The 27,000-nt window shown below is 40.4% G+C and carries 17 protein-coding genes; all 17 read left to right on the top strand.

The window, feature by feature from the left end:
* Positions 1–9: 9 nt before the first annotated feature.
* Positions 10–1,089, top strand: a complete 1,080-nt coding sequence (gene prfA / locus KV696_RS01890; protein ID WP_001028815.1) for a peptide chain release factor 1 — start codon at positions 10–12, stop codon at positions 1,087–1,089.
* Complete coding sequence (gene prmC, locus KV696_RS01885; RefSeq protein ID WP_061087956.1) at positions 1,089–1,925, top strand: peptide chain release factor N(5)-glutamine methyltransferase; 837 nt, start codon at positions 1,089–1,091, stop codon at positions 1,923–1,925. The genes prfA and prmC overlap by 1 nt, the downstream gene beginning before the upstream one ends.
* A complete protein-coding gene (locus KV696_RS01880; protein ID WP_061087957.1) occupies positions 1,909–2,511 on the top strand; it encodes an L-threonylcarbamoyladenylate synthase in 603 nt (200 codons plus the stop codon). The genes prmC and KV696_RS01880 overlap by 17 nt, the downstream gene beginning before the upstream one ends.
* Before the next feature lies 1 nt (position 2,512).
* A complete protein-coding gene (locus KV696_RS01875) occupies positions 2,513–2,944 on the top strand; it encodes a GNAT family N-acetyltransferase (protein WP_061087958.1) in 432 nt (143 codons plus the stop codon).
* A gap of 61 nt (positions 2,945–3,005) precedes the next feature.
* The gene (gene glyA / locus KV696_RS01870; RefSeq protein WP_219966704.1) at positions 3,006–4,262 is read left to right on the top strand and encodes a serine hydroxymethyltransferase; all 1,257 of its coding nucleotides are present in this window, start codon (positions 3,006–3,008) and stop codon (positions 4,260–4,262) included.
* A gap of 7 nt (positions 4,263–4,269) precedes the next feature.
* Entirely contained in the window at positions 4,270–5,244 is a 975-nt protein-coding gene (locus KV696_RS01865) for a nucleoid-associated protein (RefSeq protein WP_219966703.1), read from the top strand.
* Positions 5,244–5,858 (top strand): cell wall hydrolase Pmp23, encoded by a 615-nt coding sequence (gene pmp23, locus KV696_RS01860; protein ID WP_000476378.1) that lies wholly within the window; start codon positions 5,244–5,246, stop codon positions 5,856–5,858. Before KV696_RS01865 ends, pmp23 begins: the two co-directional genes overlap by 1 nt.
* Positions 5,859–5,930: 72 nt before the next feature.
* Positions 5,931–6,905, top strand: a complete 975-nt coding sequence (locus tag KV696_RS01855; protein ID WP_219966702.1) for a DUF1002 domain-containing protein — start codon at positions 5,931–5,933, stop codon at positions 6,903–6,905.
* A gap of 215 nt (positions 6,906–7,120) precedes the next feature.
* Positions 7,121–8,512, top strand: a complete 1,392-nt coding sequence (locus KV696_RS01850; RefSeq protein ID WP_219966701.1) for an APC family permease — start codon at positions 7,121–7,123, stop codon at positions 8,510–8,512.
* Positions 8,513–8,897: 385 nt separating this feature from the next.
* Positions 8,898–9,815 (top strand): zinc-binding lipoprotein AdcAII, encoded by a 918-nt coding sequence (gene adcAII / locus KV696_RS01845; RefSeq protein ID WP_000744915.1) that lies wholly within the window; start codon positions 8,898–8,900, stop codon positions 9,813–9,815.
* Between the two features lie 7 nt (positions 9,816–9,822).
* Positions 9,823–12,822 (top strand): pneumococcal-type histidine triad protein, encoded by a 3,000-nt coding sequence (locus tag KV696_RS01840; protein ID WP_219966700.1) that lies wholly within the window; start codon positions 9,823–9,825, stop codon positions 12,820–12,822.
* A 162-nt stretch (positions 12,823–12,984) separates the two neighbouring features.
* The gene (locus tag KV696_RS01835) at positions 12,985–16,092 is read left to right on the top strand and encodes a pneumococcal-type histidine triad protein (protein ID WP_219966699.1); all 3,108 of its coding nucleotides are present in this window, start codon (positions 12,985–12,987) and stop codon (positions 16,090–16,092) included.
* Between the two features lie 382 nt (positions 16,093–16,474).
* Entirely contained in the window at positions 16,475–17,146 is a 672-nt protein-coding gene (locus tag KV696_RS01830; protein ID WP_219966698.1) for a CPBP family intramembrane glutamic endopeptidase, read from the top strand.
* Between the two features lie 129 nt (positions 17,147–17,275).
* Entirely contained in the window at positions 17,276–20,551 is a 3,276-nt protein-coding gene (rexB, locus tag KV696_RS01825) for an ATP-dependent nuclease subunit B (RefSeq protein ID WP_219966697.1), read from the top strand.
* Complete coding sequence (addA, locus tag KV696_RS01820) at positions 20,548–24,198, top strand: helicase-exonuclease AddAB subunit AddA (protein ID WP_219966696.1); 3,651 nt, start codon at positions 20,548–20,550, stop codon at positions 24,196–24,198. The genes rexB and addA overlap by 4 nt, the downstream gene beginning before the upstream one ends.
* A gap of 17 nt (positions 24,199–24,215) precedes the next feature.
* Positions 24,216–25,394, top strand: coding sequence for a hypothetical protein (locus tag KV696_RS01815; protein WP_219966695.1), 1,179 nt, complete (start codon positions 24,216–24,218; stop codon positions 25,392–25,394).
* A 241-nt stretch (positions 25,395–25,635) separates the two neighbouring features.
* Positions 25,636–27,000, top strand: a 1,365-nt coding sequence (locus tag KV696_RS09965; protein WP_258318536.1) for a G5 domain-containing protein, incomplete at its 3' end; no start/stop codon positions are given.

The following is a 27,000-nucleotide window of genomic DNA, read 5'->3' as shown; positions in this document are numbered from 1 at the left end:
GGAGAAAAAATGAACATCTATGATCAACTACAAGCTGTAGAAGACCGTTATGAAGAATTAGGAGAGTTGCTCAGTGACCCAGATGTCGTCTCAGACACCAAGCGTTTCATGGAGCTTTCCAAAGAAGAGGCTTCAACTCGTGACACAGTAACAGCCTACCGTGAGTACAAACAAGTCCTTCAAAACATCGTTGATGCTGAAGAGATGATTAAGGAATCAGGTGGAGATGCGGACTTGGAAGAAATGGCTAAGCAAGAGCTCAAAGATGCCAAGGCTGAAAAAGAAGAATACGAAGAAAAGTTGAAAATCTTGCTTCTTCCAAAGGATCCAAACGATGACAAGAATATCATCCTTGAAATCCGTGGAGCAGCGGGTGGAGATGAGGCAGCACTTTTCGCTGGGGATTTGCTAACCATGTATCAAAAGTATGCTGAAGCCCAAGGCTGGCGCTTTGAAGTTATGGAAGCCTCTATGAATGGTGTCGGCGGTTTCAAAGAAGTGGTTGCCATGGTTTCAGGTCAGTCTGTTTACTCTAAGCTTAAGTACGAATCAGGTGCCCACCGTGTGCAACGTGTTCCTGTGACAGAAAGCCAAGGCCGTGTTCATACTTCAACAGCGACAGTTCTTGTTATGCCTGAAGTTGAAGAGGTTGAATACGATATTGATCCAAAAGACCTTCGTGTTGACATCTACCACGCATCAGGTGCTGGTGGACAGAACGTCAATAAGGTTGCGACTGCCGTTCGTATCGTTCACTTGCCAACCAATATCAAGGTTGAGATGCAGGAAGAACGTACCCAGCAGAAAAATCGTGAGAAGGCCATGAAAATCATCCGTGCGCGTGTTGCTGACCACTTTGCTCAGATTGCACAAGATGAACAAGACGCTGAGCGTAAGTCGACAATCGGTACTGGGGACCGTTCAGAACGGATTCGTACTTATAACTTCCCACAAAACCGTGTGACGGACCACCGTATCGGTTTAACCCTCCAAAAACTAGATACCATTTTGTCTGGTAAATTGGACGAAGTTGTGGATGCCTTGGTGCTTTATGACCAAACACAAAAATTAGAAGAATTAAACAAATAATGAAATTAGCTCAATTATTTTCAGATTTTGAAGAAGAATTGATAAGACAAGGAGAGGAAGCTGAAAGCCTCTCTTTTGTCTATCGTAGCCTGAAAAATCTCTCTTTTACAGACTTTGTTTTTGCTCTTCAGCAGGTAGTGACGGAAGAGGAAGAAGTATTTGTAAAAGGAATTTTCCAACAGTTAGCAACTCATAAACCGGCACAGTATATCATTGGTCATGCAGAATTCTTCGGAATGCAGTTAAAAGTTGATGAGCGAGTATTGATCCCTCGTCCAGAGACAGAGGAATTAGTCAAGCTTATCCTGGCTGAAAATTCTGAAGAAAATCTTAAGGTCCTAGATATCGGGACAGGTAGTGGAGCTATTGCTCTCGCTCTAGCAAAAAAAAGACCAGATTGGTCAGTGACAGCAGCAGATATTTCCCAAGATGCTTTAGATTTAGCTAACGAAAATGCTAAAAATCAAAATCTTCAAATATTTTTAAAAAAATCTGACTGTTTTACAGAAATTTCTGAAAAATATGATATAATTGTTTCCAATCCACCCTATATCTCTCGTGAAGATGAGTCAGAGGTCGGCTTGAATGTTTTGCATTCGGAGCCTCATCTAGCTCTCTTTGCAGACGAGGATGGCCTAGCTATTTACCGTAGAATTGCGGAAGATGCAAAAGACTATCTCAAAGATGGTGGTAAGATTTACCTTGAAATTGGTTACAAGCAAGGTCAAAGTGTTCCTGAACTTTTTAGGAAACATCTTCCTGAAAAAAGAGTTCGAACACTCAAGGACCAATTTGGTCAAGATAGGATGGTCGTGATTGATGATAGACAGGATTAGACAAGAGTTAGAAAAGGGTGGTGCAGTTGTCTTACCTACGGAGACAGTTTACGGTCTCTTTGCCAAGGCTCTAGACGAAGAAGCAGTTAACCATGTTTACCAACTCAAACGTCGTCCCAGAGACAAGGCACTCAATCTCAATATTGCCTCTTTAGAGGATATCTTGCATTTTTCAAAGAATCAGCCAACTTATCTTCAAAAACTTGTAGAGACCTTTTTACCAGGTCCCTTGACCATTATCCTTGAAGCCAATGACCGAGTTCCCTATTGGGTCAATTCTGACCTTGCAACTGTTGGATTTCGGATGCCGAGTCATCCCATTACCCTTGATTTGATTCGAGAGACAGGTCCCTTGATTGGGCCGTCTGCCAATATTTCAGGTCAGGCAAGTGGAGTGACCTTTGAACAAATTCTGAAGGATTTTGACCAAGAGGTTTTGGGTCTAGAAGACGATGCTTTTCTAACTGGACAGGATTCAACTATCGTGGACTTGTCTGGAGACAAGGTGAAAATCTTACGCCAAGGGGTCATTAAGCGAGAAGATATTCTTGCTAGGTTGCCAGAGATTTCTTTTGAGGAGGAATGAGATGCTAAGAGGTTTGCAAGAAACAGATGTGAAAGCGATATGTGAAATCAACCAAGAGGCTTTGGGCTATTCTTTTAGTCTAGAGGACACGGCTAGTCAACTAGCTAGACTATCTCAGAATTCACATCATTTCTTACTTGCTTATGAGGATGAAGCTAGTCATGCCTTGCTTGGATATGTCCACGCTGAAGTTTATGAATCCCTCTATTCCAAAGCAGGATTTAATATTTTAGCCTTAGCAGTCTCACCTCAAGCACAAGGTCAAGGTATTGGTAAAAGCTTATTACAAGGGTTGGAAGAAGAAGCAAAAAGACGTGGTTATGGGTTTATCCGCTTAAACTCTGCCGACCATCGTCTGGGTGCTCATGCATTTTATGAAAAAGTTGGTTATACTTGTGATAAAATGCAGAAACGGTTTATTCGTATCTTTTAGTTTGATTTTCTAATAAGAAAATTAAACTAATGGACTAGTCACACAATAAAGGAGAAGACCTATGATTTTTGACAAAGATGATTTTAAAGCATACGATGCTGATCTCTGGAATGCTATTGCCAAAGAAGAAGAACGACAACAAAACAACATTGAGTTGATTGCTTCGGAAAACGTAGTTTCCAAGGCTGTTATGGCAGCTCAAGGGTCTATCTTGACGAATAAATACGCTGAAGGTTACCCAGGACGCCGTTATTATGGTGGAACTGATGTGGTAGATGTGGTAGAAAGTCTAGCTATTGAACGTGTAAAAGAAATTTTCGGCGCTAAATTCGCTAATGTCCAACCTCACTCAGGAAGCCAAGCCAACTGTGCGTCTTACATGGCCTTAATTGAGCCAGGTGATACCGTTATGGGAATGGATTTGGCAGCAGGTGGGCACTTGACCCACGGAGCTCCTGTTAGCTTCTCAGGTCAAACCTACAACTTTGTTTCTTATAGTGTGGATCCTGAGACCGAACTCTTGGACTTTGATGCTATCTTGAAACAAGCCCAAGAAGTAAAACCAAAATTGATCGTAGCAGGTGCTTCAGCCTATTCTCAAATTATCGATTTTTCAAAATTCCGTGAAATTGCGGACGCTGTTGGGGCTAAACTTATGGTAGATATGGCTCATATCGCTGGTTTGGTTGCTGCTGGTCTACATCCAAGCCCAGTACCATACGCTCATATCACGACAACAACGACTCACAAAACCCTTCGTGGCCCTCGTGGTGGTTTGATTTTGACCAATGACGAAGAACTCGCTAAGAAAATCAATTCAGCTATTTTCCCAGGTATTCAGGGCGGTCCTTTGGAGCATGTTGTGGCAGCTAAAGCTGTTTCTTTCAAAGAAGTTTTGGATCCAGCTTTCAAGGAATATGCTGCTAATGTTATCAAAAACAGCAAGGCTATGGCAGATGTCTTCTTGCAAGACCCTGATTTCCGTATCATTTCTGGCGGGACTGAAAACCACCTCTTCCTAGTGGATGTGACTAAGGTTGTAGAAAACGGAAAAGTTGCTCAAAACTTGCTGGATGAAGTCAATATTACCCTAAATAAAAACTCAATCCCTTACGAAACCTTGTCACCATTCAAGACTAGTGGGATTCGTATCGGAGCAGCAGCTATTACTGCACGTGGATTTGGTGAAGAAGAAAGTCGCAAGGTGGCTGAACTTATCATTAAAACCCTTAAGAATGCAGGAAATGAAGCTGTCTTAGAAGAAGTGAGAAGTGCAGTCAAAGAATTGACAGATGCCTTCCCATTATACGAGGACTAAAACTTTTATGGACATTTATATTAAGAAAGCCATTATTCACCAGTTCAGTCCGGATGATACCGAGCTGTTCCTAGCGGATAAGCTTCTCAATATTACTCCAAAAATCGAAGAATACTTGCGTAGAAAAATTGAACGTGTGTATTCAGATGAAGCCAAGACTGGGATTTTCGAGGAAGAAAATCCCTTCTTCAATCATATCACAGACGATTTGTTGGAGACATCAGTAATACTGGCTAATCTCTGGAAAGAAGAGTTCAGTATTTCTGAAAATCTCAAGACCAATGACTTGATTTTTGTACAATTTTCTAAAGAAGGTGTAGAGCATTTCGCTTTCTTGCGAATTGCCCTGCGGGAGACATTGACCCACCTCGGTGGAGAAGTTGATAATCCAATCAAGCTGACTCAGAATAACTTGCCTGGATTTGGAACAGGGGCTGATGAGGCCTTGGTGGTTAATCTTCAAAGCCGCAAGTACCATCTGATTGAAAAACGAATCAAGTACAACGGGACTTTTTTGAACTATTTTTCAGAAAATCTTCTTGCTGTCGCTCCTAAGATTTCTCCTAAGAAATCTATCAAGGAATTGGAAAAAACAGCCCAAAGAATTGCTGAGACTTTTAACACAGATGATTTTCAATTTCAATCCAAGGTCAAATCAGCGATTTTCAACAACCTAGAAGAAAGCAATGAATTATCACCTGAAAAATTGGCCAATGACCTTTTTGACAATAATCTGACGGCTCGTTTGAGCTTTATTGACCAAGTCAAGGAAGCTGTACCAGAACCAGTTCAATTTGATGAAATTGATGCCAGTCGCCAGCTTAAAAAATTTGAAAACCAAAAACTCTCCTTATCAAATGGAATTGAGCTCATCGTTCCCAATAACGTCTATCAAGACGCCGAGTCTGTTGAGTTTATCCAAAATGACAATGGAACTTACTCTATCTTAATCAAAAATATCGAGGATATCCAAAGTAAATAATGTTTAAACGAATTCGAAGAGTGCTTGTACTAGCAGTCTTCCTTTTTGCTGGATATAAAGCTTATCGAGTTCACCAAGATGTTAAGCAAGTCATGACCTATCAACCCATGGTGCGAGAAATTTTGAGTGAAAAAGACACTCCAGCAAACGAAGAGCTTGTGCTCGCTATGATTTATACTGAAACAAAAGGAAAAGAAGGCGATGTTATGCAGTCTAGTGAGTCTGCAAGTGGTTCCACCAACACCATCAATGATAATGCCTCTAGCATTCGGCAAGGCGTTCAAACTCTGACAGACAATCTCTATCTGGCCCAGAAGAAGGGTGTTGATGTCTGGACAGCTGTTCAAGCCTATAATTTTGGACCTGCCTATATCGATTTTATCGCCCAAAATGGCAAGGAAAATACCTTGGCTCTGGCCAAACAGTACTCTCGTGAGACTGTTGCCCCCTTGCTTGGCAATACCACTGGAAAGACTTATAGTTATATTCACCCTATTTCCATTTTTCACGGTGCCGAACTCTATGTAAATGGAGGAAACTATTACTATTCTAGACAGGTGCAACTCAACCTTTACATCATCAAATGTTTCACTCTCTTTTCGACATCTGGCTAGCCCAGGTGTTTTTTTATAAGTTTTCTTTAAGATAGATATATTACTCTAGAAAGGTAAAGGAGGAAATTCCCTATGAGAAAGAAACTCTTTCTGACTAGTGCTGCGGTCTTGTGGGCAGTAACAGCTATGAATAGTGTCCATGCAGCAACAGATGTTCAAAAAGTCATCGATGAAACCTATGTTCAACCTGAATATGTCCTAGGTTCATCATTGTCTGAAGACCAAAAAAATCAAACCCTTCAAAAACTGGGCTACAATGCCTCAACAGACACCAAAGAACTCAAGACCATGACACCTGATGTCTATTCTAAGATTATGAATGTTGCCAATGATTCTAGCTTACAATTGTATTCATCAGCCAAGATTCAAAAGCTAGGTGACAAATCACCACTTGAGGTCAAGATTGAAACACCAGAAAACATTACTAAGGTGACGCAGGATATGTACCGCAATGCGGCCGTAACTTTGGGTGTGGAACACGCCAAAATCACTGTAGCAGCACCTATTCCAGTTACAGGTGAGAGTGCTTTAGCAGGGATATACTATTCTCTAGAAGCTAATGGAGCCAAGGTGCCACAAGCCAATAAAGATTTGGCTCAAGAAGAGCTAAAGGCTTTGTCTGATATCAATGCTGAAAACAAGGACAAAACTGGCTATGATGCTAATAAATTGAACGTTGCCCTAGCCGATATCAAGTCAGGACTTGCCAAAGCTAAAGAAAGCAAGGGAAATCTGACAGAGGAAGATGTCCGTAAAATCGTTGAAGATACCTTAAAAAATTACAAACTTGATCAGGTGATAACAGGAAACCAGATCAATATCATCATCAATTTTGCTTTGAATCTCTCAAAGAGTGATATCCTCAGCAATGCAGACTTCACTAAAACCTTAAAGGACCTGAAACAAAGCATTGTATCACAAGCTGGCGACAGTTTTAAAAATATCAACCTTAACTTTGATGCTGATAAGGCGCTAGAAGAAGGTGGTAACTTCTTAAGCTCCCTCTGGCAAGCCATTGTCAACTTCTTCAAGAGTTTTGGTTCTTAATACTCTTCGAAAATCAAATTCAAACCACGTCAACATCGCCTTGCCGTACTCAAGTACAGCCTGCGGCTAGTTTCCTAGTTTGCTCTTTGATTTTCATTGAGTATAAGCTATTACAAAAAGGTAGTCAGATTTTTTCAGAAAAATGTTTTATAAATATTCACAAATCTCCTATATTTATGGTAAAATAGAATCATCATTTTATTTTGGAGTCAAAGATGAATATATTTAGAACAAAAAATGTTAGTTTAGATAAAACGGAGATGCATAGGCATTTGAAGTTATGGGATTTGATTTTGCTGGGTATCGGAGCCATGGTAGGGACAGGTGTCTTTACAATAACAGGTACTGCAGCCGCAACTCTAGCGGGTCCAGCCCTAGTGATTTCAATTGTCATTTCTGCCTTGTGTGTAGGATTATCAGCCCTCTTTTTTGCAGAATTTGCTTCGCGAGTACCCGCTACAGGTGGTGCCTACAGTTATCTCTATGCTATTTTAGGAGAATTTCCTGCCTGGTTGGCTGGTTGGTTAACCATGATGGAGTTCATGACAGCCATATCTGGTGTGGCTTCGGGTTGGGCAGCTTATTTTAAAGGCTTGCTTTCTCAATATGGGATAGCCCTTCCTCAGGCTTTAAATGGTACCTTTAATCCTCAAGCAGGAACATTTGTTGATTTATTGCCTATTCTTGTCTTGGTCTTGGTGACTTCGCTTGTTTTACTAAATGCCAAGGCAGCCTTACGCTTTAATTCTATTCTAGTTATTTTGAAATTTTCCGCTTTAGCTCTCTTTGTTTTAGTAGGAATTTGGCATATTAAACTTGACAACTGGAGTAATTTTGCTCCTTATGGTTTTGGACAAATCTATGGTGCTAGTACTGGTATTATGGCTGGTGCGTCCTTGATGTTCTTCGGCTTTTTGGGATTTGAATCCATCTCTATGGCCGTAGATGAGGTCAAGACTCCTCAAAAAAATATTCCTAGAGGGATTGTCTTATCGCTTTCTATCGTAACTATTCTTTATGCCTTGGTGACGCTTGTCTTAACTGGTGTGGTCCATTATAGCCATCTAAATGTCGACGATGCCGTTGCCTTTGCCCTTCGTAGCGTTGGGATCAGTTGGGCAGCCAACTATGTGTCATTGGTGGCTATCTTGACCTTGATTACAGTTTGTATTTCGATGACCTATGCCCTATCGCGTATGATTTACAGTTTAGCGCGTGACGGATTGATGCCTGCCGCCTTTAAAGAACTAACGAAGACTAGCAAGGTACCAAAGAATGCTACTATCTTGACAGGTCTAGCTTCAGCAGTAGCTGCAGGAATATTCCCACTAGCCAGTATAGCAGCCTTCTTAAACATTTGTACCTTGGCCTACTTGATTATGCTTGCTTACGGCTTGATTCGCTTACGGAGAGAAAAGGGAATGCCCAAAGCTGGAGAATTTAAAACACCACTGGTACCATTATTACCAATTTTATCAATCATCATTTGTTTGTCCTTCATGTTGCAGTATAATATGGAAACTTGGATTGCTTTCCTAGTTGCGTTGTTAGTAGGAAGTATTATTTACTTCACTTATGGCTATAAGCATTCTACCATAGAAGAATAATACTCTTCGAAAATCTCTTCAAACCACGTCAGCTTCGCCTTGCCGTATGTATGTGACTGACTTCGTCAGTCTTATCTACAACCTCAAAACAGTGTTTTGAGCTGACTTCGTCAGTTTCATCTACAACCTCAAAAACATGTTTTGAGCTGACTTCGTCAGTTCTATCTGCAACCTCAAAGTCGTGCTTTGAGCAGCCTGCGGCTAGCTTCCTAATTTGCTCTTTGATTTTCATTGAGTATATAAAGTGAGAATCTGTTGAGTTGTTGAAACTCAGCAGATTTTTATATGTGAAAGAAATTTCAATTTTTTTCTTAAAATAGCTTGACAGATTAAATTTTTAGGAGTAGAATGTTTACCAGTTAATTAAATAGTTAAGGGGTTATCCATGAAGAAACAAAGTTTATTTTTAGTATTGTTAAGTATCTTTCTTTTGTGTTTAGGTGCTTGTGGTCAAAAGGAAAGTCAGACAGGTAAAGGGATGAAGATTGTGACCAGTTTTTATCCTATCTACGCTATGGTAAAGGAAGTATCTGGTGACTTGAATGATGTTCGAATGATTCAGTCAAGTAGTGGGATTCATTCCTTTGAACCTTCGGCAAATGACATCGCGGCCATCTATGATGCAGATGTCTTTGTTTATCATTCTCATACGCTCGAATCTTGGGCAGGAAGCTTAGATCCCAATCTAAAAAAATCTAAAGTTAAGGTTTTAGAGGCTTCAGAGGGAATGACTTTAGACCGCGTCCCAGGGCTAGAAGATGTGGAAGCAGGGGATGGAGTTGATGAAAAAACGCTCTATGACCCTCACACTTGGCTAGATCCTGAAAAAGCTGGCGAAGAAGCTCAGATTATCGCTGATAAACTTTCAGAGGTGGATAGTGAGCATAAAGAAACTTACCAGAAAAATGCGCAAGCCTTTATCAAAAAAGCTCAAGAACTAACTAAGAAATTCCAGCCTAAATTTGAAAAAGCGACTCAGAAAACATTTGTAACACAACATACAGCCTTTTCTTATCTAGCGAAGAGATTTGGACTTAATCAACTTGGTATTGCAGGTATCTCTCCTGAACAAGAACCAAGTCCACGACAACTTACAGAAATTCAGGAATTTGTTAAAACATATAAGGTTAAAACAATTTTTACAGAAAGTAATGCTTCTTCAAAAGTAGCTGAAACTCTTGTCAAATCAACAGGTGTGGGTCTTAAAACTCTGAATCCTTTAGAGGCAGACCCACAAAATGACAAGACTTATTTAGAAAACCTGGAAGAAAATATGAGTGTTCTAGCAGAAGAATTAAAGTGAGGAAAGAATGAAAATCAATAAAAAATATGTAGCGGGTTCAGTGGCAGTTCTTGCCCTAAGTGTTTGTTCCTATGAGCTTGGACGGTATCAGGCTGGTCAAGTTAAGAAAGATTCGAATCGAGTTGCTTATATAGATGGTGATCAGGCTGGTCAAAAAGCAGAAAATTTGACACCAGATGAAGTCAGTAAGAGAGAGGGAATCAACGCCGAACAAATCGTTATCAAGATTACGGATCAAGGTTATGTGACCTCTCATGGAGACCATTATCACTACTATAATGGCAAGGTTCCTTATGATGCCATCATCAGTGAAGAACTGCTGATGAAAGATCCGAATTATCAGTTGAAGGATTCAGACATTGTCAATGAAATCAAGGGTGGCTATGTGATTAAGGTAGACGGGAAATACTATGTTTACCTTAAAGATGCGGCTCATGCGGACAATATTCGGACAAAAGAAGAGATTAAACGTCAGAAGCAGGAACACAGTCATAATCATAATTCAAGTACAGATAATGCTGTTGCTGCAGCCAGAGCCCAAGGACGTTATACAACGGATGATGGTTATATCTTCAATGCATCTGATATCATTGAGGACACGGGTGATGCCTATATCGTTCCTCATGGCAATCACTTCCACTATATTCCGAAGAGTGATTTGTCTGCTAGTGAATTAGCTGCTGCCCAAGCCTTCTTATCTGGAAAAGGTGGCCAATTAAGTACGGTTGAATATCGTTCAAGCAGAGCTGAAACAAGATCTAGTGTGAGAACGAGTCAATCTGAGACATCTCAAGATTCTGCAACAGCTCCTGAAAGTCAAAGTGAGGATTTAGCTAGTCTTCTTCAAGAATTGTATGCTTTGCCACTTAGCCAACGTCATGTGGAGTCTGATGGCTTAGTATTTGATCCAGCACAGATTACAAAACGTACTGCCAATGGTGTAGCAGTGCCTCACGGGGATCATTTCCATTTCATTCCTTATTCACAAATGTCTGCTTTGGAAGAAAAATTGGCTCGAAATCTACCAATTGGAGGTCAGCCAATTCAAAGTCATGCTGATAATACGAAACCAAGCAGTTCTGAGAAATCAAGTTCAACCATTAAACCAAACTTTAATCTCAATACGCCGGCACCGAATCGAGGAACTGGAGGAGCCTATACAACGGATGATGGGTATGTCTTTAGTCCGACAGATGTGATTGAAGATACAGGTGACGCTTTTGTTGTACCGCACGGCAATCATTTTCACTATATACCTAAGAGTGATTTGTCAGCAGGAGAATTGGCTGCAGCCCAAGCCTATTGGAATGGGAAGCAGGGCTCACATTCTGCTACAAGTTCAAGTAAACCAAGTAGTGATAATGCTAAACCAGCCCAACCAAGTTTGACAGAGACTCCAAACATGACTGTCACTCCAACTTATCATCAAAATCAAGGGGAAGACATTTCAACACTTTTAAGTGAATTGTATGCCAAACCTTTGTCAGAGAGACATGTAGAATCGGATGGATTAGTCTTTGATCCGGCCCAAATCATCAAACGTACTGCAAATGGTGTCGCAGTACCTCACGGAGACCATTATCACTTTATTCCTTATTCACAAATGTCACCGCTTGAAGAAAAATTGGCTCGTATGATAGCTGTTAAGGGACAAAATGGCAGTGTCTTGCCAAGTGTTACTCCTCTGAAGCCAGCCCCTCCTACCAAACCTCTAGCACCAGTGGAAAATAAACCGACAGAATTTGATGTCAACCAGGTTGTTAGAAAAGTTGGTGATGGATATATTATCGAAGATAAGGGCGCTAGTCGTTATGTTCTAGCTAAAGACTTAGCCAAGGATAAGATTGACGCTATTGAAAATCTCTTGTCTAAGAAAACTCAAGAGACGCATGCCCTAGTTGCGAAGAAAGAAAATGTACCACCTCGTGACCAAGAATTTTATGATAAAGCATATAATTTATTGGTCGAGGCTCATAAAGCCTTGTCTGAAAATAAGGGTCGTACTTCTGATTTCCAAGCCTTAGACAAATTAGCAGAACGCTTGAATGATGAATCTTCTAATAAAGGAAAATTAGTAGATGATTTATTGGCATTCCTAGCACCAATTACCCATCCAGAACGTCTTGGTAAACCAAATTCTCAAATTGAATATACCGAAAACGAAGTCCGTATTGCACAATTAGCTGATAAGTATACAACCTCAGATGGCTACATTTTTGACGAACATGATATTATCAGTGATGAAGGAGATGCCTATGTAACGCCTCATATGGGTCATAGTCACTGGATTGGAAAAGATAGCCTTTCTGATAAGGAAAAAGCAGCTGCTCAATCTTATACTAAAGAAAAAGGTATCCTACCTCCATCTCCAGATGCAGACGCTCAAGCAAATCCAACTGGAGATAGTGCAGCGGCCATTTACAATCGTGTGAAAGGTGAAAAACGAATTCCACTCGTACGACTTCCATACATGGTCGAGCATACAGTTGAGATTAAAAATGGTAATTTAATCATTCCACATAAGGATCATTACCACAACATTAAATTTGCTTGGTTTGATGATCACTCATACAAGGCTCCAAATGGTTATACATTGGAAGACTTATTTGCGACGATTAAGTATTATGTTGAACATCCTGACGAACGTCCACATTCTAATGATGGATGGGGCAATGCCAGCGAGCATGTCTTAGGTAAGAAAGACCACAGTGAAGATCCAAATAAGAACTTCAAAGCAGATGAAGAGCCAGTAGAGGAAACACCTGCTGAGCCAGAAGTCCCTCAAGTAGAGACTGAAAAAGTAGAAGCCAAGCTCAAAGAAGCAGAAGCTTTACTTGCTAAAGTAACAGATGCTAGTTTGAAAGCCAATGCAACAGAAACCCTAGCTGGTTTACGAAATAATCTGAGTCTCCAAACCTTGGATAATAATGCTATCATGACAGAAGCAGAAAAATTACTTGCTTTGTTACAAGGTAGTAATCCTACATCTGTAAGCAAAGAAAAATAAACTAATGAAAAATGAAAGTCTCGATAAAGAGGCTTTCATTTTTATTATGTATATAAGAAAAATTCTTGACAACCAATACTAAAAAGAGTAAACTATTAACTAGTTAATTAACCAGTTTATCATTTTGTGGTGAATCAAATAGATTTTAGAAAAGAGATAAGAATGAAAATCAATAAAAAATATGTAGCAGGTTCAGTGGCAGTTCTTGCCCTAAGTGTTTGTTCCTATGAGCTTGGACGGTATCAAGCTGGACAAGTTAAGAAAGAGTCTAATCGAGTTGCTTATATAGATGGTGACCAGGCTGGTCAAAAGGCAGAAAATTTGACACCAGATGAAGTCAGTAAGAGAGAGGGAATCAACGCCGAACAAATTGTTATCAAGATTACGGATCAAGGTTATGTGACCTCTCATGGAGACCATTATCATTACTATAATGGCAAGGTTCCTTATGATGCCATCATCAGTGAAGAACTGCTGATGAAAGATCCGAATTATCAGTTGAAGGATGCAGATATTGTTAATGAAATCAAGGGTGGCTATGTGATTAAGGTAGACGGGAAATACTATGTTTACCTCAAGGATGCTGCCCACGCGGATAATATTCGGACAAAAGAAGAGATTAAACGTCAGAAGCAGGAACACAGTCATAATCATAATTCGAGTACAGATAATGCTGTTGCTGCAGCCAGAGCTCAAGGACGCTATACAACGGATGATGGGTATATCTTTAATGCCTCTGATATCATTGAGGACACGGGTGATGCCTATATCGTTCCTCATGGCAATCACTTCCACTATATTCCTAAGAGTGATTTGTCTGCTAGTGAATTAGCTGCTGCCCAAGCCTTCTTATCTGGGAAAGGTGGCCAATTAAGTACGGTTGAATATCGTTCAAGCATAGCTGAAACAAGATCTAGTCTAAGAATGAGTCAATCTGAAACTCCTCAAGATTCTGCCAAAGCTCCGGAGAGCTCAAATGAGGATTTAGCTAGTCTCCTTCAAGAATTGTACGCTTTGCCACTTAGCCAACGTCATGTGGAGTCTGATGGCTTGGTATTTGACCCAGCACAGATTACAAAACGTACTGCCAATGGTGTGGCAGTTCCTCACGGGGATCATTTCCATTTCATCCCTTATTCGCAAATGTCTGCTTTGGAAGAAAAATTGGCTCGAAATCTACCAATTGGAGGTCAGCCAGTTCAAAGTCATTCTGACAATCCGAAACCAAGCAGTTCTGAGAAACTAAGTTCAACCATTAAACCAAACTTTAATCTTAATACGCCGGCACCAAATCGAGGAACTGGAGGAGCTTATACAACAGATGATGGGTATGTCTTTAGTCCAACAGATGTGATTGAAGATACAGGTGACGCTTTTGTTGTACCGCACGGCAATCATTTCCACTATATACCTAAGAGTGATTTGTCAGCAGGAGAATTAGCTGCCGCCCAAGCTTATTGGAATGGTAAACAGGGTTCTCATTCTTCTACAAGCTCAAGTAAACCAAGTAGTGATAATACTAAACCAGCCCAACCAAGTTTGACAGAGACTCCAAACCTGACTGTCACCCCAACATATCATCAAAATCAAGGGGAAGACATTTCAACACTTTTAAGTGAATTGTATGCCAAACCTTTGTCAGAGAGACATGTAGAATCGGATGGATTAGTCTTTGATCCGGCCCAAATCATCAAACGTACTGCAAATGGTGTAGCAGTGCCTCACGGAGACCATTATCACTTTATTCCTTATTCACAAATGTCTGATTTAGAGCAGAAGATTGCAAGAATGATTCCACTTCATTATAGTTCAAGTCATTGGTTACCATCAAGACCAAATCTAATCCCTGCTCCAGAGCTTACCCCAGTACCAAGTCCACAACCTGTACCAAATCCTCAATCATCTCCAAGCAATCCATTTGATGGAAAATTGGTTAAACAGGCTGTTCGAAAGGTAGCTGATGGTTATGTCTTTGAAGAGAATGGAACCTCGCGTTATATCTCTACTAAGGAGCTTTCAGCAGAAACTGTTGCAGCCATTGATAATAAACTTTCCAAACAAGAAAGTTTGTCTCATGAGTTAGGAGCTAAGAAAAGTACCATCCCTTCTAGTGAGCAAGAATTTTACAACAAGGTTTATGATTTACTAGCAAAAGTTCATCAAAATTTGATTTCTAATAAAGGGCGCCAAGCTGATTTTGACGCTTTGGATAAACTATTGGAACGTCTTAATGATGTTTCAAGTGATAAAGTCAAGTTAGTTGATGATATTCTTACCTTCTTAGCACCAATTACCCATCCAGAGCGACTTGGCAAACCAAATGCTCAAATTGCTTATACGGACGATGAAATTAAATTAGCGAAATTAGCAGGTAAGTATACAACAGAAGATGGCTATATCTTTGATCCTCGTGACATAACTAGCGATGAAGGCGATGCCTATGTAACTCCACATATGACTCATAGTCATTGGATTAAGAAAGAAAGTTTGTCTGAAGCTGAAAGAGCAGCAGCTCAGACTTATGCTAAAGAGAAAGGTTTGATGCCTCCTTCAACAGATAATCAGGGGGCAGGAAATACTGAGGTTAAAGGAGTAGAAGCAATCTATAATAAAGTGAAGGCAGATAAGAAGGTTCCACTTGATCACATGCCTTACAATCTCCAACATACTGTTGAAGTTAAAAACGGTAGCTTGATTATACCTCATTATGACCATTACCATAACATTAAATTTGTTTGGTTTGACGAAGGACTTTATGAGGCACCTAAAGGCTATAGTTTAGAGGATCTCTTTGCGACTGTAAAATATTATGTTGAACATCCAAATGAACGTCCTCACTCAGATAATGGTTGGGGAAACGCAAGTGACCATGTTCGTAAAAATAAAGCAGAAGACAGTAAACCTGATGAAGATAAGGAACATGATGAAGTAAGTGAGCCAACTCGCCCTGAATCTGATGAAAAAGAGAATCACGCAGGTTTAAACCCTTCAGTAGATAATCTTTATAAACCAAGCACTGATGAAGACGAGACAGAGGGAGTAGCTAACGATACAACAGACGAATCTGAAGTCCCTCAAGTAGAGACTGAAAAAGTAGAAGTCAAGCTTAAAGAAGTAGAAGATCTACTTGATGCAGTAACGGATGCTAGCTTGAAAAACAATGTGACAGAGAGCCTAGCTGGTTTACGAAATAATCTGAGTCTCCAAACCATGGATAATAATGGTATCATGGCAAAAGCAGAAAAATTACTTGCTTTGTTAAAAAGGTAGTGAGTCAGTTATGACGAAATCAGAAGCATAAATTTATCCTGTTAAATTAAAATGATGTAAGAGTCAGTAGCAATACTGGCTTTTATTTATCTTGCTCCGTAAGGTTCAGGCTAAATAAATCACCTGATTTTTTTGGGCTCTGGCTTCATTTAGGAGAAATCAATCTACATCCAAGGTTAGTAACTTAATCATAGGTCTTCCTTTGTTAGAGAAGATGATGGTAAAAGGGGAGGGGGTAATTGATTTTACAGTCTAGGATGTTTTGATAACAATTCACGATTTGAAGAGGATATTTTGAAAAGATATTCTATACTAAACTTGTTATACAGTTAAGTAAACCATTCTATTCAATAATCTAGCCAAGGAAAACAGAGGATTTAATATGAAAAAACGAATTATTCAGATTTTACTAGCATTATCCTTAATTTTTTACAAATCAACTTGGTTTTGGAGGCTTTTCAATCATCTCGCAAAGCCTTATCTACCAGCAAGTCGTGAGTTTTTTCAGATTCTACTTTTGATGGAGAGTGGAGTTCTTTTATTAGCGGTCATCTATCTACTAGTTTTTGCAGGAAAGAAAACTTTTCACTTCAAGTGGCAGTTGAGGTACTTTATCTACCTTTTACTGGGCTATATCATTTCGTATATGTCTGACTTCTTCTTGTCTTATTTCATACCCTCGTCTTCAAATCAAATTTCTTTGAATGAAACGATAGAAATGATAGGGAGACAGGAATTACCCTATTTCTTGCTCATAGCTTGCTTCATCGGCCCTATTGCTGAGGAATTGATTTATCGCGGTGTGCTTATGATAACCTTTTTCAAAAACTCGCCTTGGTACGGAGATGTCTTGCTTTCTGCTATTATTTTCGGTTATATTCATATCAATTTCGCTTTAACTCCTCTTGCTTTTTTCATTTATGCTAGCGGAGGGCTTATTTTGGCTCTATTGTATCGCATGACAAAAAATCTCTATTATCCAATACTAGTTCACATTCTCATCAATATCACTGCCTTCTGGAATGTGTGGTTACTCCTATTTTCAGGAAGTTAGCTTACTAAAACAATGTCGGAACTTTCCGGCATTTTCTTTTCAACGAATGAACAAGAACTGATTATTTTCAGAATTGGCTGGCTAATCATGGTATAATAAAAGGTAACGAAAAATTCCAACGAGGCTGAGATGAAATTACTTTATACTGATATTCGGACTTCTTTGACTGAAATTCTAACCAGAGAGGCGGAGGAGCTGGTTGCTGCTGGCAAGCGAGTCTTCTACATCGCTCCCAACTCTCTTTCTTTTGAAAAGGAACGCGCCGTGCTGGAATGCTTGTTCCAGCAGGCTTCTTTTGCGATTACCGTCACGCGCTTTGCGCAAATGGCTCGTTACCTGATTTTGAATGATTTGCCTGCTAAGACCAGTCTAGATGACATCGGTCTTGGGATGGCCTTTTACAAATGCCTTGCTGAACTTGATCCTAAGGACTTACGTGTTTATGGAGCTATCAAGCAGGATCCTCAATTTATCCAGCAGTTGATTGATCTTTACCACGAGATGACGACTGCTCAAATGAGTTTTTTGGACTTGGAGAGTTTGACGGATGAGGACAAGCGAGCCGATTTACTCTTGATTTTTGAGAAGGTAACGGCCTATCTTAACCAAGGGCAGTTAGCTCAGGGAAGTCAGTTGTCCCATTTGATTGAGGCTATTGAGAATGACAAGGTAAGTAGTGATTTTACTCAAATCGCTTTGGTTATTGATGGATTTACTCGTTTTTCTGCTGAGGAAGAGCGAATTGTGGACCTACTTCATGGCAAGGGAGTTGAGATTGTCATTGGGGCTTACGCTAGTAAGAAAGCTTATACCAGTCCATTCGCTGAAGGCAATCTCTATCAAGCCAGTGTGGAGTTTCTCCATCATCTGGCCTCTAAATACCAAACACCTGCTCTGGATTGTTCTCAAACTCATGAGAAGATGGATAGTTTTGACAAGGCATCTCGTTTGTTGGAGTCTTCTTATGACTTTTCAGAACTCGCTTTGGATGTCGATGAGAAAGACCGTGAAAACTTACAAATCTGGTCTTGCTTGACGCAAAAAGAAGAGTTAGAGTTGGTAGCCCGTAGCATTCGTCAGAAATTACATGAAAATCCAGACCTGAGTTACAAGCATTTCCGTATTCTCTTGGGGGATGTAGCTTCTTATCAATTATCTCTAAAAACGATTTTTGACCAGTATCAGATTCCTTTCTATCTTGGTAGAAGCGAATCCATGGCTCATCATCCCTTGACACAGTTTGTCGAATCTATTTTAGCTTTAAAACGCTACCGTTTCCGTCAGGAGGATTTGATTAACCTTCTCAGAACAGGTTTGTATACCGACCTTAGTCAAGCTGATATTGATGCTTTTGAGCAATATATCCGCTATCTTGGTATCAATGGCTTGCCATCCTTTCAGCAAACCTTCACCAAATCCCACCATGGAAAATTTAATCTGGAACGTTTAAATGCTCTTCGTCCGTGTATTTTAACACCTCTTGAGATTCTTTTTTCTAGCCGAAAACAGAAGGCAGAAAACCTCCTACAAAAATGGAATGTCTTTTTAAAAAAAGGAGTTGTGACCAAGCAGTTACAAGATTTGACAGCTACTATGGAAACTCTTGAACAGGAAAGACAGGCTGAAGTTTGGAAGGCTTTCTGTCATGTTTTAGAACAATTTGCGACCGTTTTTGCAGGTTCGCAAGTTAATCTAGAGGACTTCCTAGCCTTGCTCCATTCTGGAATGAGTTTGTCCCAATACCGCACCATTCCAGCAACAGTGGACACCGTTCTGGTGCAGAGTTACGATTTGATTGCGCCCTTAACGGCTGACTTTGTCTACGCCATTGGGCTAACTCAGGACAATTTACCAAAAATCGCGCAAAATACCAGTCTTTTGACAGACGAAGAAAGACAGAGCTTAAACCAAGCGACAGAAGATGGGGCGCAATTGCTGATTGCCAGCAGTGAAAATCTCAAGAAAAATCGCTATACTATGCTTTCCTTGATCAATTCTGCTCGTAAGCAGTTGGTCTTGTCAGCTCCAAGCCTTTTTAACGAAAGTGAAAGCAAGGAATCAATCTATCTTCAAGAGCTAGTCCATTTTGGTTTTAGTCGGAAAGAGAAGAGGATGAATAACAAAGGGCTGTCTAAGGAAGATATGGGCTCATATCACAGTCTTTTGTCCAGTCTGGTTGCCTATCACCAGCAGGGCGAGATGAGTGAGACTGAGCAAGATTTGACATTTGTCAAGGTTCTGGCGCGTGTGATGGGTAAAAAACTAGAACAGCAAGGTCTGGAAAATTCAGCCCTCCCAACCAGTCCAAGCAGTAAGCAGTTGACTAAGGATACCTTACAGGCTCTCTATCCAGCTGACAAGGAATTTTACCTGTCTACCTCTGGTTTGACGGAGTTTTACCGAAACCAATACAGTTATTTCCTCCGCTACGTTTTAGGCTTGCAAGAGGAATTACGTCTACGTCCTGATGCCCGCAGTCATGGGAATTTCTTACACCGTATCTTCGAACGCGCCTTGCAGTTGCCTGACGAAGATTCCTTTGACCAACGTTTAGAACAAGCTATTCAAGAAACCAGTCAAGAACGGGAATTTGAAGCAATTTATCAGGAAAGTTTGGAAGCCCAGTTTACAAAGGAAGTTTTGCTTGATGTTGCACGGACGACTGGCCATATTCTCCGACACAATCCAGCCATCGAAACCATCAAAGAGGAAGCGAATTTCGGTGGGAAAGAGCAAGCCTTTATTCAATTGGACAATGGTCGCAGTGTCTTTGTACGAGGTAAGGTTGACCGGATTGACCGATTGAAAGCTGATGGGGCGATAGGAGTGGTAGACTACAAGTCGAGTCTGACTCAGTTCCAGTTTCCTCATTTCTTTAATGGACTCAATTCCCAGTTGCCAACCTATTTAGCTGCCTTAAAAAGAGAAGGGGAGCAGAACTTTTTTGGTGCCATGTACTTGGAAATGGCTGAACCTATCCAATCTTTGATGGCTGTTAAAAGTCTGGCAGGAGCGGTAGTAGAAGCCAGCAAGTCAATGAAATACCAAGGGCTCTTTTTAGAAAAAGAAAGCAGTCATTTGGGCGATTTTTACAACAAAAACAAGGCTAATCAGCTGACGGATGAGGAATTCCAGCTCCTACTGGACTACAATGCCCAACTTTACAAGAAAGCAGCTGAGAAGATTTTAGCAGGCCAGTTCGCCATTAATCCTTATACCGAAAATGGTAGAAGCATTGCCCCCTACGTTCAGCAACATCAAGCCATCACAGGATTTGAAGCCAATTACCATTTGGGGCAAGCCCGTTTCCTAGAGAAGTTGGACTTGGCTGACGGTAAGCGTCTGGCCGGAGAAAAGCTCAAGCAAGCTTGGTTTGAAAAAATAAGAGAGGAGTTGAATCGATGAAGCACATTCCGTTTTTAACTGAGGAGGAAATTCAAAACCTGCAGGAAGCAGAAGCGCATTCGAGCAAGGAACAGAAGAAAACTGCCGAGCAAATTGAAGCCATCTATACTTCTGGCCAAAATATCCTAGTCTCAGCATCGGCTGGTTCTGGGAAGACTTTTGTCATGGCCGAGCGTATTCTGGACCAGTTAGCGCGTGGTATCGAAATTTCTCAACTCTTTATCTCAACCTTTACCGTCAAGGCTGCGACTGAACTTAAAGAACGTTTAGAGAAAAAAATCAGCAAGCAAATCCAAGAAAGCAGCGATGTCGACCTCAAACAACACTTGGGTCGTCAGTTAGCTGATCTACCCAACGCTGCCATCGGAACCATGGACTCTTTCACACAAAAATTCCTTGGCAAACATGGCTATCTAATTGATATTGCGCCTAATTTCCGGATTTTACAAAACCAGAGCGAGCAACTCCTTCTAAAAAATGAAGTCTTCCATGAGGTCTTTGAAGCGCATTACCAAGGTAAACAGAAAAAGAAGTTTAGCCATTTACTGAAAAATTTTGCAGGGCGTGGCAAGGACGAACGAGGGCTGCGCCAGCAAGTCTATAAAATCTATGACTTCCTCCAATCCACCAGCAATCCTCAGAAATGGCTGAGTGAGTCTTTCCTCAAAGGCTTTGAAAAAGCTAATTTTACCAGTGAAAAAGAAAAACTGACTGAGCAAATCAAACAAGCCCTTTGGGACTTGGAAAGTTTCTTCCGTTATCATCTGGATAATGATGCCAAGGAATTTGCAAAGGCTGCTTATTTAGAAAATGTTCAGTTGATTCTGGATGAAATTGGCTCCTTAAATCAAGAGTCCGATAGTCAGGCTTATCAAGCGGTGCTTGCGCGTGTTGTCGCAATTTCGAAAGAGAAAAACGGTCGATCTCTTACTAATGCCAGCCGTAAGGCTGATTTGAAGCCACTGGCCGATGCCTACAACGAAGAGAGAAAGACCCAGTTTGCTAAACTAGGACAACTAGCAGATCAGATAACCATTCTCGACTATCAAGAACGTTATCATGGAGATACATGGGAACTAGCTAAAACCTTCCAAGCCTTCATGAGTGACTTTGTGGAAGCTTATCGTCAGCGTAAACGTCAGGAAAACGCCTTTGAATTCGCTGATATCAGCCATTACACCATTGAGATTTTAGAGAATTTCCTGCAAGTTCGTGAGGCTTATCATGATCGCTTCCACGAAGTTATGGTCGATGAGTATCAGGATACCAACCATATTCAAGAACGGATGTTGGAATTGCTGTCTAATGGCCACAATCGCTTTATGGTGGGAGATATCAAGCAGTCTATCTATCGTTTCCGTCAGGCAGATCCGCAGATTTTCAATGAAAAATTCCAACGCTATGCGCAAAATCCACAAGAAGGCAAGCTAATTCTTCTCAAGGAAAATTTCCGTAGTAGTTCAGAAGTACTATCAGCAACCAATGATGTATTTGAACGTCTCATGGACCAAGAGGTCGGCGAAATCAACTATGATAACATGCACCAGCTTGTTTTTGCCAATAGCAAACTGACTCCCAATCCAGACAACAAGGCAGAATTTCTCCTCTATGACAAGGACGACACAGGTGAGGAAGAAGAGGGGCAGGCAGAAACGAAACTAACAGGCGAAATGCGCTTGGTTATCAAGGAGATTCTTAAACTTCATCAGGAAAAAGGTGTTGCCTTTAAAGAAATTGCTCTTCTGACCTCCAGCCGCAGTCGTAATGACCAGATTCTTCTCGCCCTGTCTGAGTACGGGATTCCTGTCAAAACAGACGGTGAGCAAAACAATTATCTCCAATCCCTAGAAGTGCAAGTCATGCTGGACACCCTTCGTGTCATTCACAATCCTCTTCAAGACTATGCCTTGGTTGCCCTTATGAAGTCTCCTATGTTTGGCTTTGATGAGGACGAGTTAGCACGTTTATCTCTTCAGAAAGCAGAGGATAAAGTCCACGAAAATTTCTATGAGAAACTAGTAAATGCTCAAAAACTGGTAAGTAGTCAAAAAGGCTTGATTCAAACAGCTCTAGCTGAGAAACTAAAGCAATTCATGGATATCTTGGCTTCTTGGCGCTTGTATGCCAAAACCCACTCCCTCTATGACCTGATTTGGAAGATTTACAACGACCGTTTTTATTATGACTATGTTGGAGCTTTGCCAAATGGTCCTGCTAGACAGGCCAATCTCTATGCCCTAGCACTGCGTGCTGATCAGTTTGAAAAGAGCAATTTCAAAGGTTTGTCGCGTTTTATTCGTATGATTGACCAAGTCTTGGAAGCCCAGCACGATTTGGCAAGCGTAGCCATCGCACCTCCAAAAGATGCAGTAGAGCTCATGACAATCCACAAAAGTAAAGGACTGGAGTTTCCTTACGTCTTTATCCTCAATATGGATCAAGATTTCAACAAGCAAGACAGCATGTCAGAGATCATTCTCAGTCGTCAGAATGGTCTTGGTGTCAAATATATTGCCAAAATGGATACAGGAGCAGTGGAAGATCACTATCCTAAAACCATCAAACTCTCCATTCCTAGTCTGACCTATAGGCAGAACGAAGAGGAATTACAGCTGGCAAGTTATTCTGAGCAAATGCGTCTCCTCTACGTTGCCATGACGCGTGCTGAGAAAAAGCTCTATCTTTTCGGTAAGGGATCTCGTGAAAAGCTGGAATCCAAAGAATACCCAGCAGCTAAAAATGGGAAACTAAATAGCAACACTAGACTTCAAGCAAGGAATTTCCAAGATTGGATTTGGGCTATCAGTAAAGTATTTGCCAAGGATCATCTCAACTTTAGCTATCGTTTTGTTGGTGAAGATCAGCTGACTAGAGAAGCTATTGGTCAGTTGGAAAACAAAAGTCCTCTCCAAGCTAGCTCCCAAGCAGACAATCGCCAGTCAGAAACCATTAAAGAAGCTCTTGAAATGCTGAAAGAAGTTGAAGTTTATAATACTCTTCACCGCTCAGCCATTGAACTTCCTAGTGTTCAAACCCCAAGTCAAATCAAGAAATTCTACGAACCAGTTATGGATATGGAAGGTGTCGAGATTGCAGGTCAAGGCCAGTCAGTAGACAAGAAAATCAACTTTGATTTGCCAGATTTTTCAACCAAAGGAAAGGTAACAGGAGCTGAGATTGGTAGTGCTACCCACGAACTCATGCAGAGAATCGACCTCAGTCAGCAACCAACACTTGCTAGCCTGACAGAAACTCTCAAACAAGTTCAAACCAGCCAAGCTGTCAGGGAAAAAATTAATCTTGCCAAAATTCTTACATTCTTTGACACAGCACTTGGTCAGGAAATTCTCGCTAATACCAACCATCTTTATCGCGAGCAACCTTTCTCCATGCTCAAACGAGACCAAAAGAGTCAGGAAGACTTTGTTGTCCGTGGTATCCTTGATGGCTATCTACTTTACGAGGACAAAATCGTTCTGTTCGACTATAAGACAGACCGCTATGATGAACCAAGTCAACTCGTAGACCGCTATCGTGGACAGTTAGCCCTATACGAAGAGGCTTTATCCCGCGCCTATTCGATTGAAAATATTGAAAAATACTTGATTTTACTGGGTAAAGAAGAGGTTAAAGTTGTAAAAGTATAATCTAGAAAGGAGACCCCATGACACTTCCAGTTAGAAAATCCCTGCATGATGCGGTTTTACAGGCTTCAAAATCTGATACTTGGGAACAAGCTACCAAGGAATGGAATGAAGTTTCCTTGATTTTTAACGGTATCGGCCGTAGCAATTGTGTCTGTGGGAATGCCATCAAGTACGCCTACGAACTCTTTAATGGCGTCACAGGCCAACGTCTCTTTCCGATTGGTAGCGACTGTGTTCGTCATTTTCATCGATTGACCCTTGACCAGCAACTGGAAGAGGAAGAAAAACTGCTTAGAAAGGTTGAAAATCTGACCAGAAAAGCCCATAAAAAGGAGAAAATCAAGGTCAATAAAAGTGACTTTGACGAGCGTCTTCTAAATTGGCTCTGGGAAAAAGGTGTTTTTAAACCCAATCGTGGCAATCAATTTGCACCTGAGAGAGACTACCAGCTTTTCCTAGAAGTCTTTCAAGGAGGAAGTTGGACCAAGGCAGAACCCAAGAAGAAAGCTCGTATGGAAGAAGTCCTTGAAAAGTGTATCAAACCCTTTTTACTTGGAAAATCAGATGACCAACTCTACCTTGTCAAGCTAGGCAAGGAGAAAATTGACTACGAACAAGAACTCCGTATCCAGGCAGAGAAAGAGCGCAAGAAGAGAGATAAAATCGCCAAGCAATATGCAGACAATCTGGTTCTAGCTATGGGCCCAGCAGAGCGTGCCTATCAAGATTACTTTGGCTTTACAGAAACCCTGACTCAAGAAGAACGTAAGTGGGAGAAAATACTTTTTGGTAAAAATCGAACAGAACGGGCTATCAAGGCCAAACAATACAAAAAAGAGCTGGAAAAAGACCAACGAATTACCAGTCGGGATCCAATTGAAAGAAAGCAGAAGCAGATCTGGCTCCTCAATTCCTATTTCCGTGAGCTTCCTGAAGAAAAATCTCGATTTGCTCGCCTCTTATTAGAATATCGAAAAAGTGGAGAAGTTCCCTTTTCAACTGAATATCTGTCAGATCATCTCATCGAATTTTTCTATAAAATGAAAGCTTTTGAATTTGAAATCGCACCAGAACAAGTCCGAGATTTTCTAAAAGAAAGCCTCCAGGCAGATCATCTCTCCTCAGCACAAGAAAGCTGGATAGAAGGAATTCTCCTAAACTGTCTCAAACCATTTTTAGAACGATTATTGATATAAGTAACACCTACCGTGGAAATGCCATGGTGGGTTTTCTTTTATGGAAAAAGATAATAGGGAATTGCAAACATTATTGCTTGGTATTTTATATATAAAACAAAGTATGAAAACGTAATGCAATTTTAAGACTTTTTGGTAAATTAAGAGTATAATCAAAGTGTAATGCCTTTTTTATAGATAATACGCTAATATATTAAAGGTCTTCGTAACATAAATATAAATTTTATTTCAAGGAGGAATCATGGAAAAGTATTTTGGTGAAAAACAGCAGCGTTTTTCATTTAGAAAATTATCAGTAGGACTTGTATCTGCGACGATTTCAAGTTTATTTTTTATGTCTGTATTAGGTAGTTCATCTGTAGAAGCTCAAGAGACTAAAGGTGTTCACTATAAATATGTGACAGAGTCAGAGTTATCATCAGAAGACAAGAAGCAGCTTGTCTATGATATTCCGGCATACACGGAGAATGATGATGAAACTTATTATCTTGTTTATAAATTAAATTCTCAAAATCAACTGGCGGAATTGCCAAATACTGGAAGCAAGAATGAGATGCAAGCCTTAGTTGCTGGTACTAGCTTAGCTGCTTTGGGGATTTTAATTTTTGCTGTTTCTAAGAAAAAAGTTAAGAATAAAACAGTATTACATTTAGTATTGGTTGCAGGAATAGGAAATGGTGTCTTAGTTTCAGCTCATGCTTTAGAAAATAATCTTTTGCTAAATTACAATACTGACTATGAATTGACCTCTGGAGAAAAATTACCTCTTCCTAAAGACATTTCAGGTTACACATATATTGGATATATCAAAGAGGGGAAAACGACTTCTGATTCTGAAGTAAGTAATCAAAAGAGTTCAGTTGCCACTCCTACAAAACAACAAAAGGTGGATTATAATGTTACACCGAATTTTGTAGAGAATCCATCAACAGTACAAGCTATTCAGGAACAAACACCTGTTTCTTCAACTAAGCCGACAGAAGTTCAAGTAGTTGAAAAACCTTTCTCTACTGAATTAATCAATCCAAGAAAAGAAGAGAAACAATCTTCAGATTCTCAAGCACAGTTGGCAGAACATAAGAATATAGAAACGAAGAAAGACGAGAAGGTTTCTCCAAAAGAAAAGACTGGGGTAAATACATTAAATCCACAGGATGAAGTTCTATCTGGCCAGTTGAATAAACCTGAACTCTTATATCGTGAGGAAACTATAGAGACAAAAATAGATTTTCAAGAAGAAATTCAAGAAAATCCTGATTTAGCTGAAGGAACTGTAAGAGTAAAACAAGAAGGTAAATTAGGTAAGAAAGTTGAAGTCATCAGAATATTCTCTGTAAACAATGAAGAGGTTTCACGAGAAATTGTTTCAACTTCAACGACTGCGCCTGTTACAAGAATAGTCGAAAAAGGTACTAAAAAAGCTCAAGTTATAAAGGAACAACCTGAGACTGGTGCAGAACATAAGGAAGTACAGTCTGGAGCTATTGTTGAACCCGCAATTCAGCCTGAACTACCAGCAGCTGTAGTAACCGACAAAGGTGAGCCAGCAGTCCAACCAGAGTTGCCAGAAGCAGTTGTAACAGATAAAGGTGTACCAGAAGTCCAA

It is taken from the genome of Streptococcus humanilactis (genome assembly GCF_019448275.1).
Taxonomy (GTDB): Bacteria; Bacillota; Bacilli; order Lactobacillales; family Streptococcaceae; genus Streptococcus; species Streptococcus humanilactis.
Note: the sequence above shows the minus strand (reverse complement) of the source record. Positions and strands in the feature narration are given on the sequence as shown.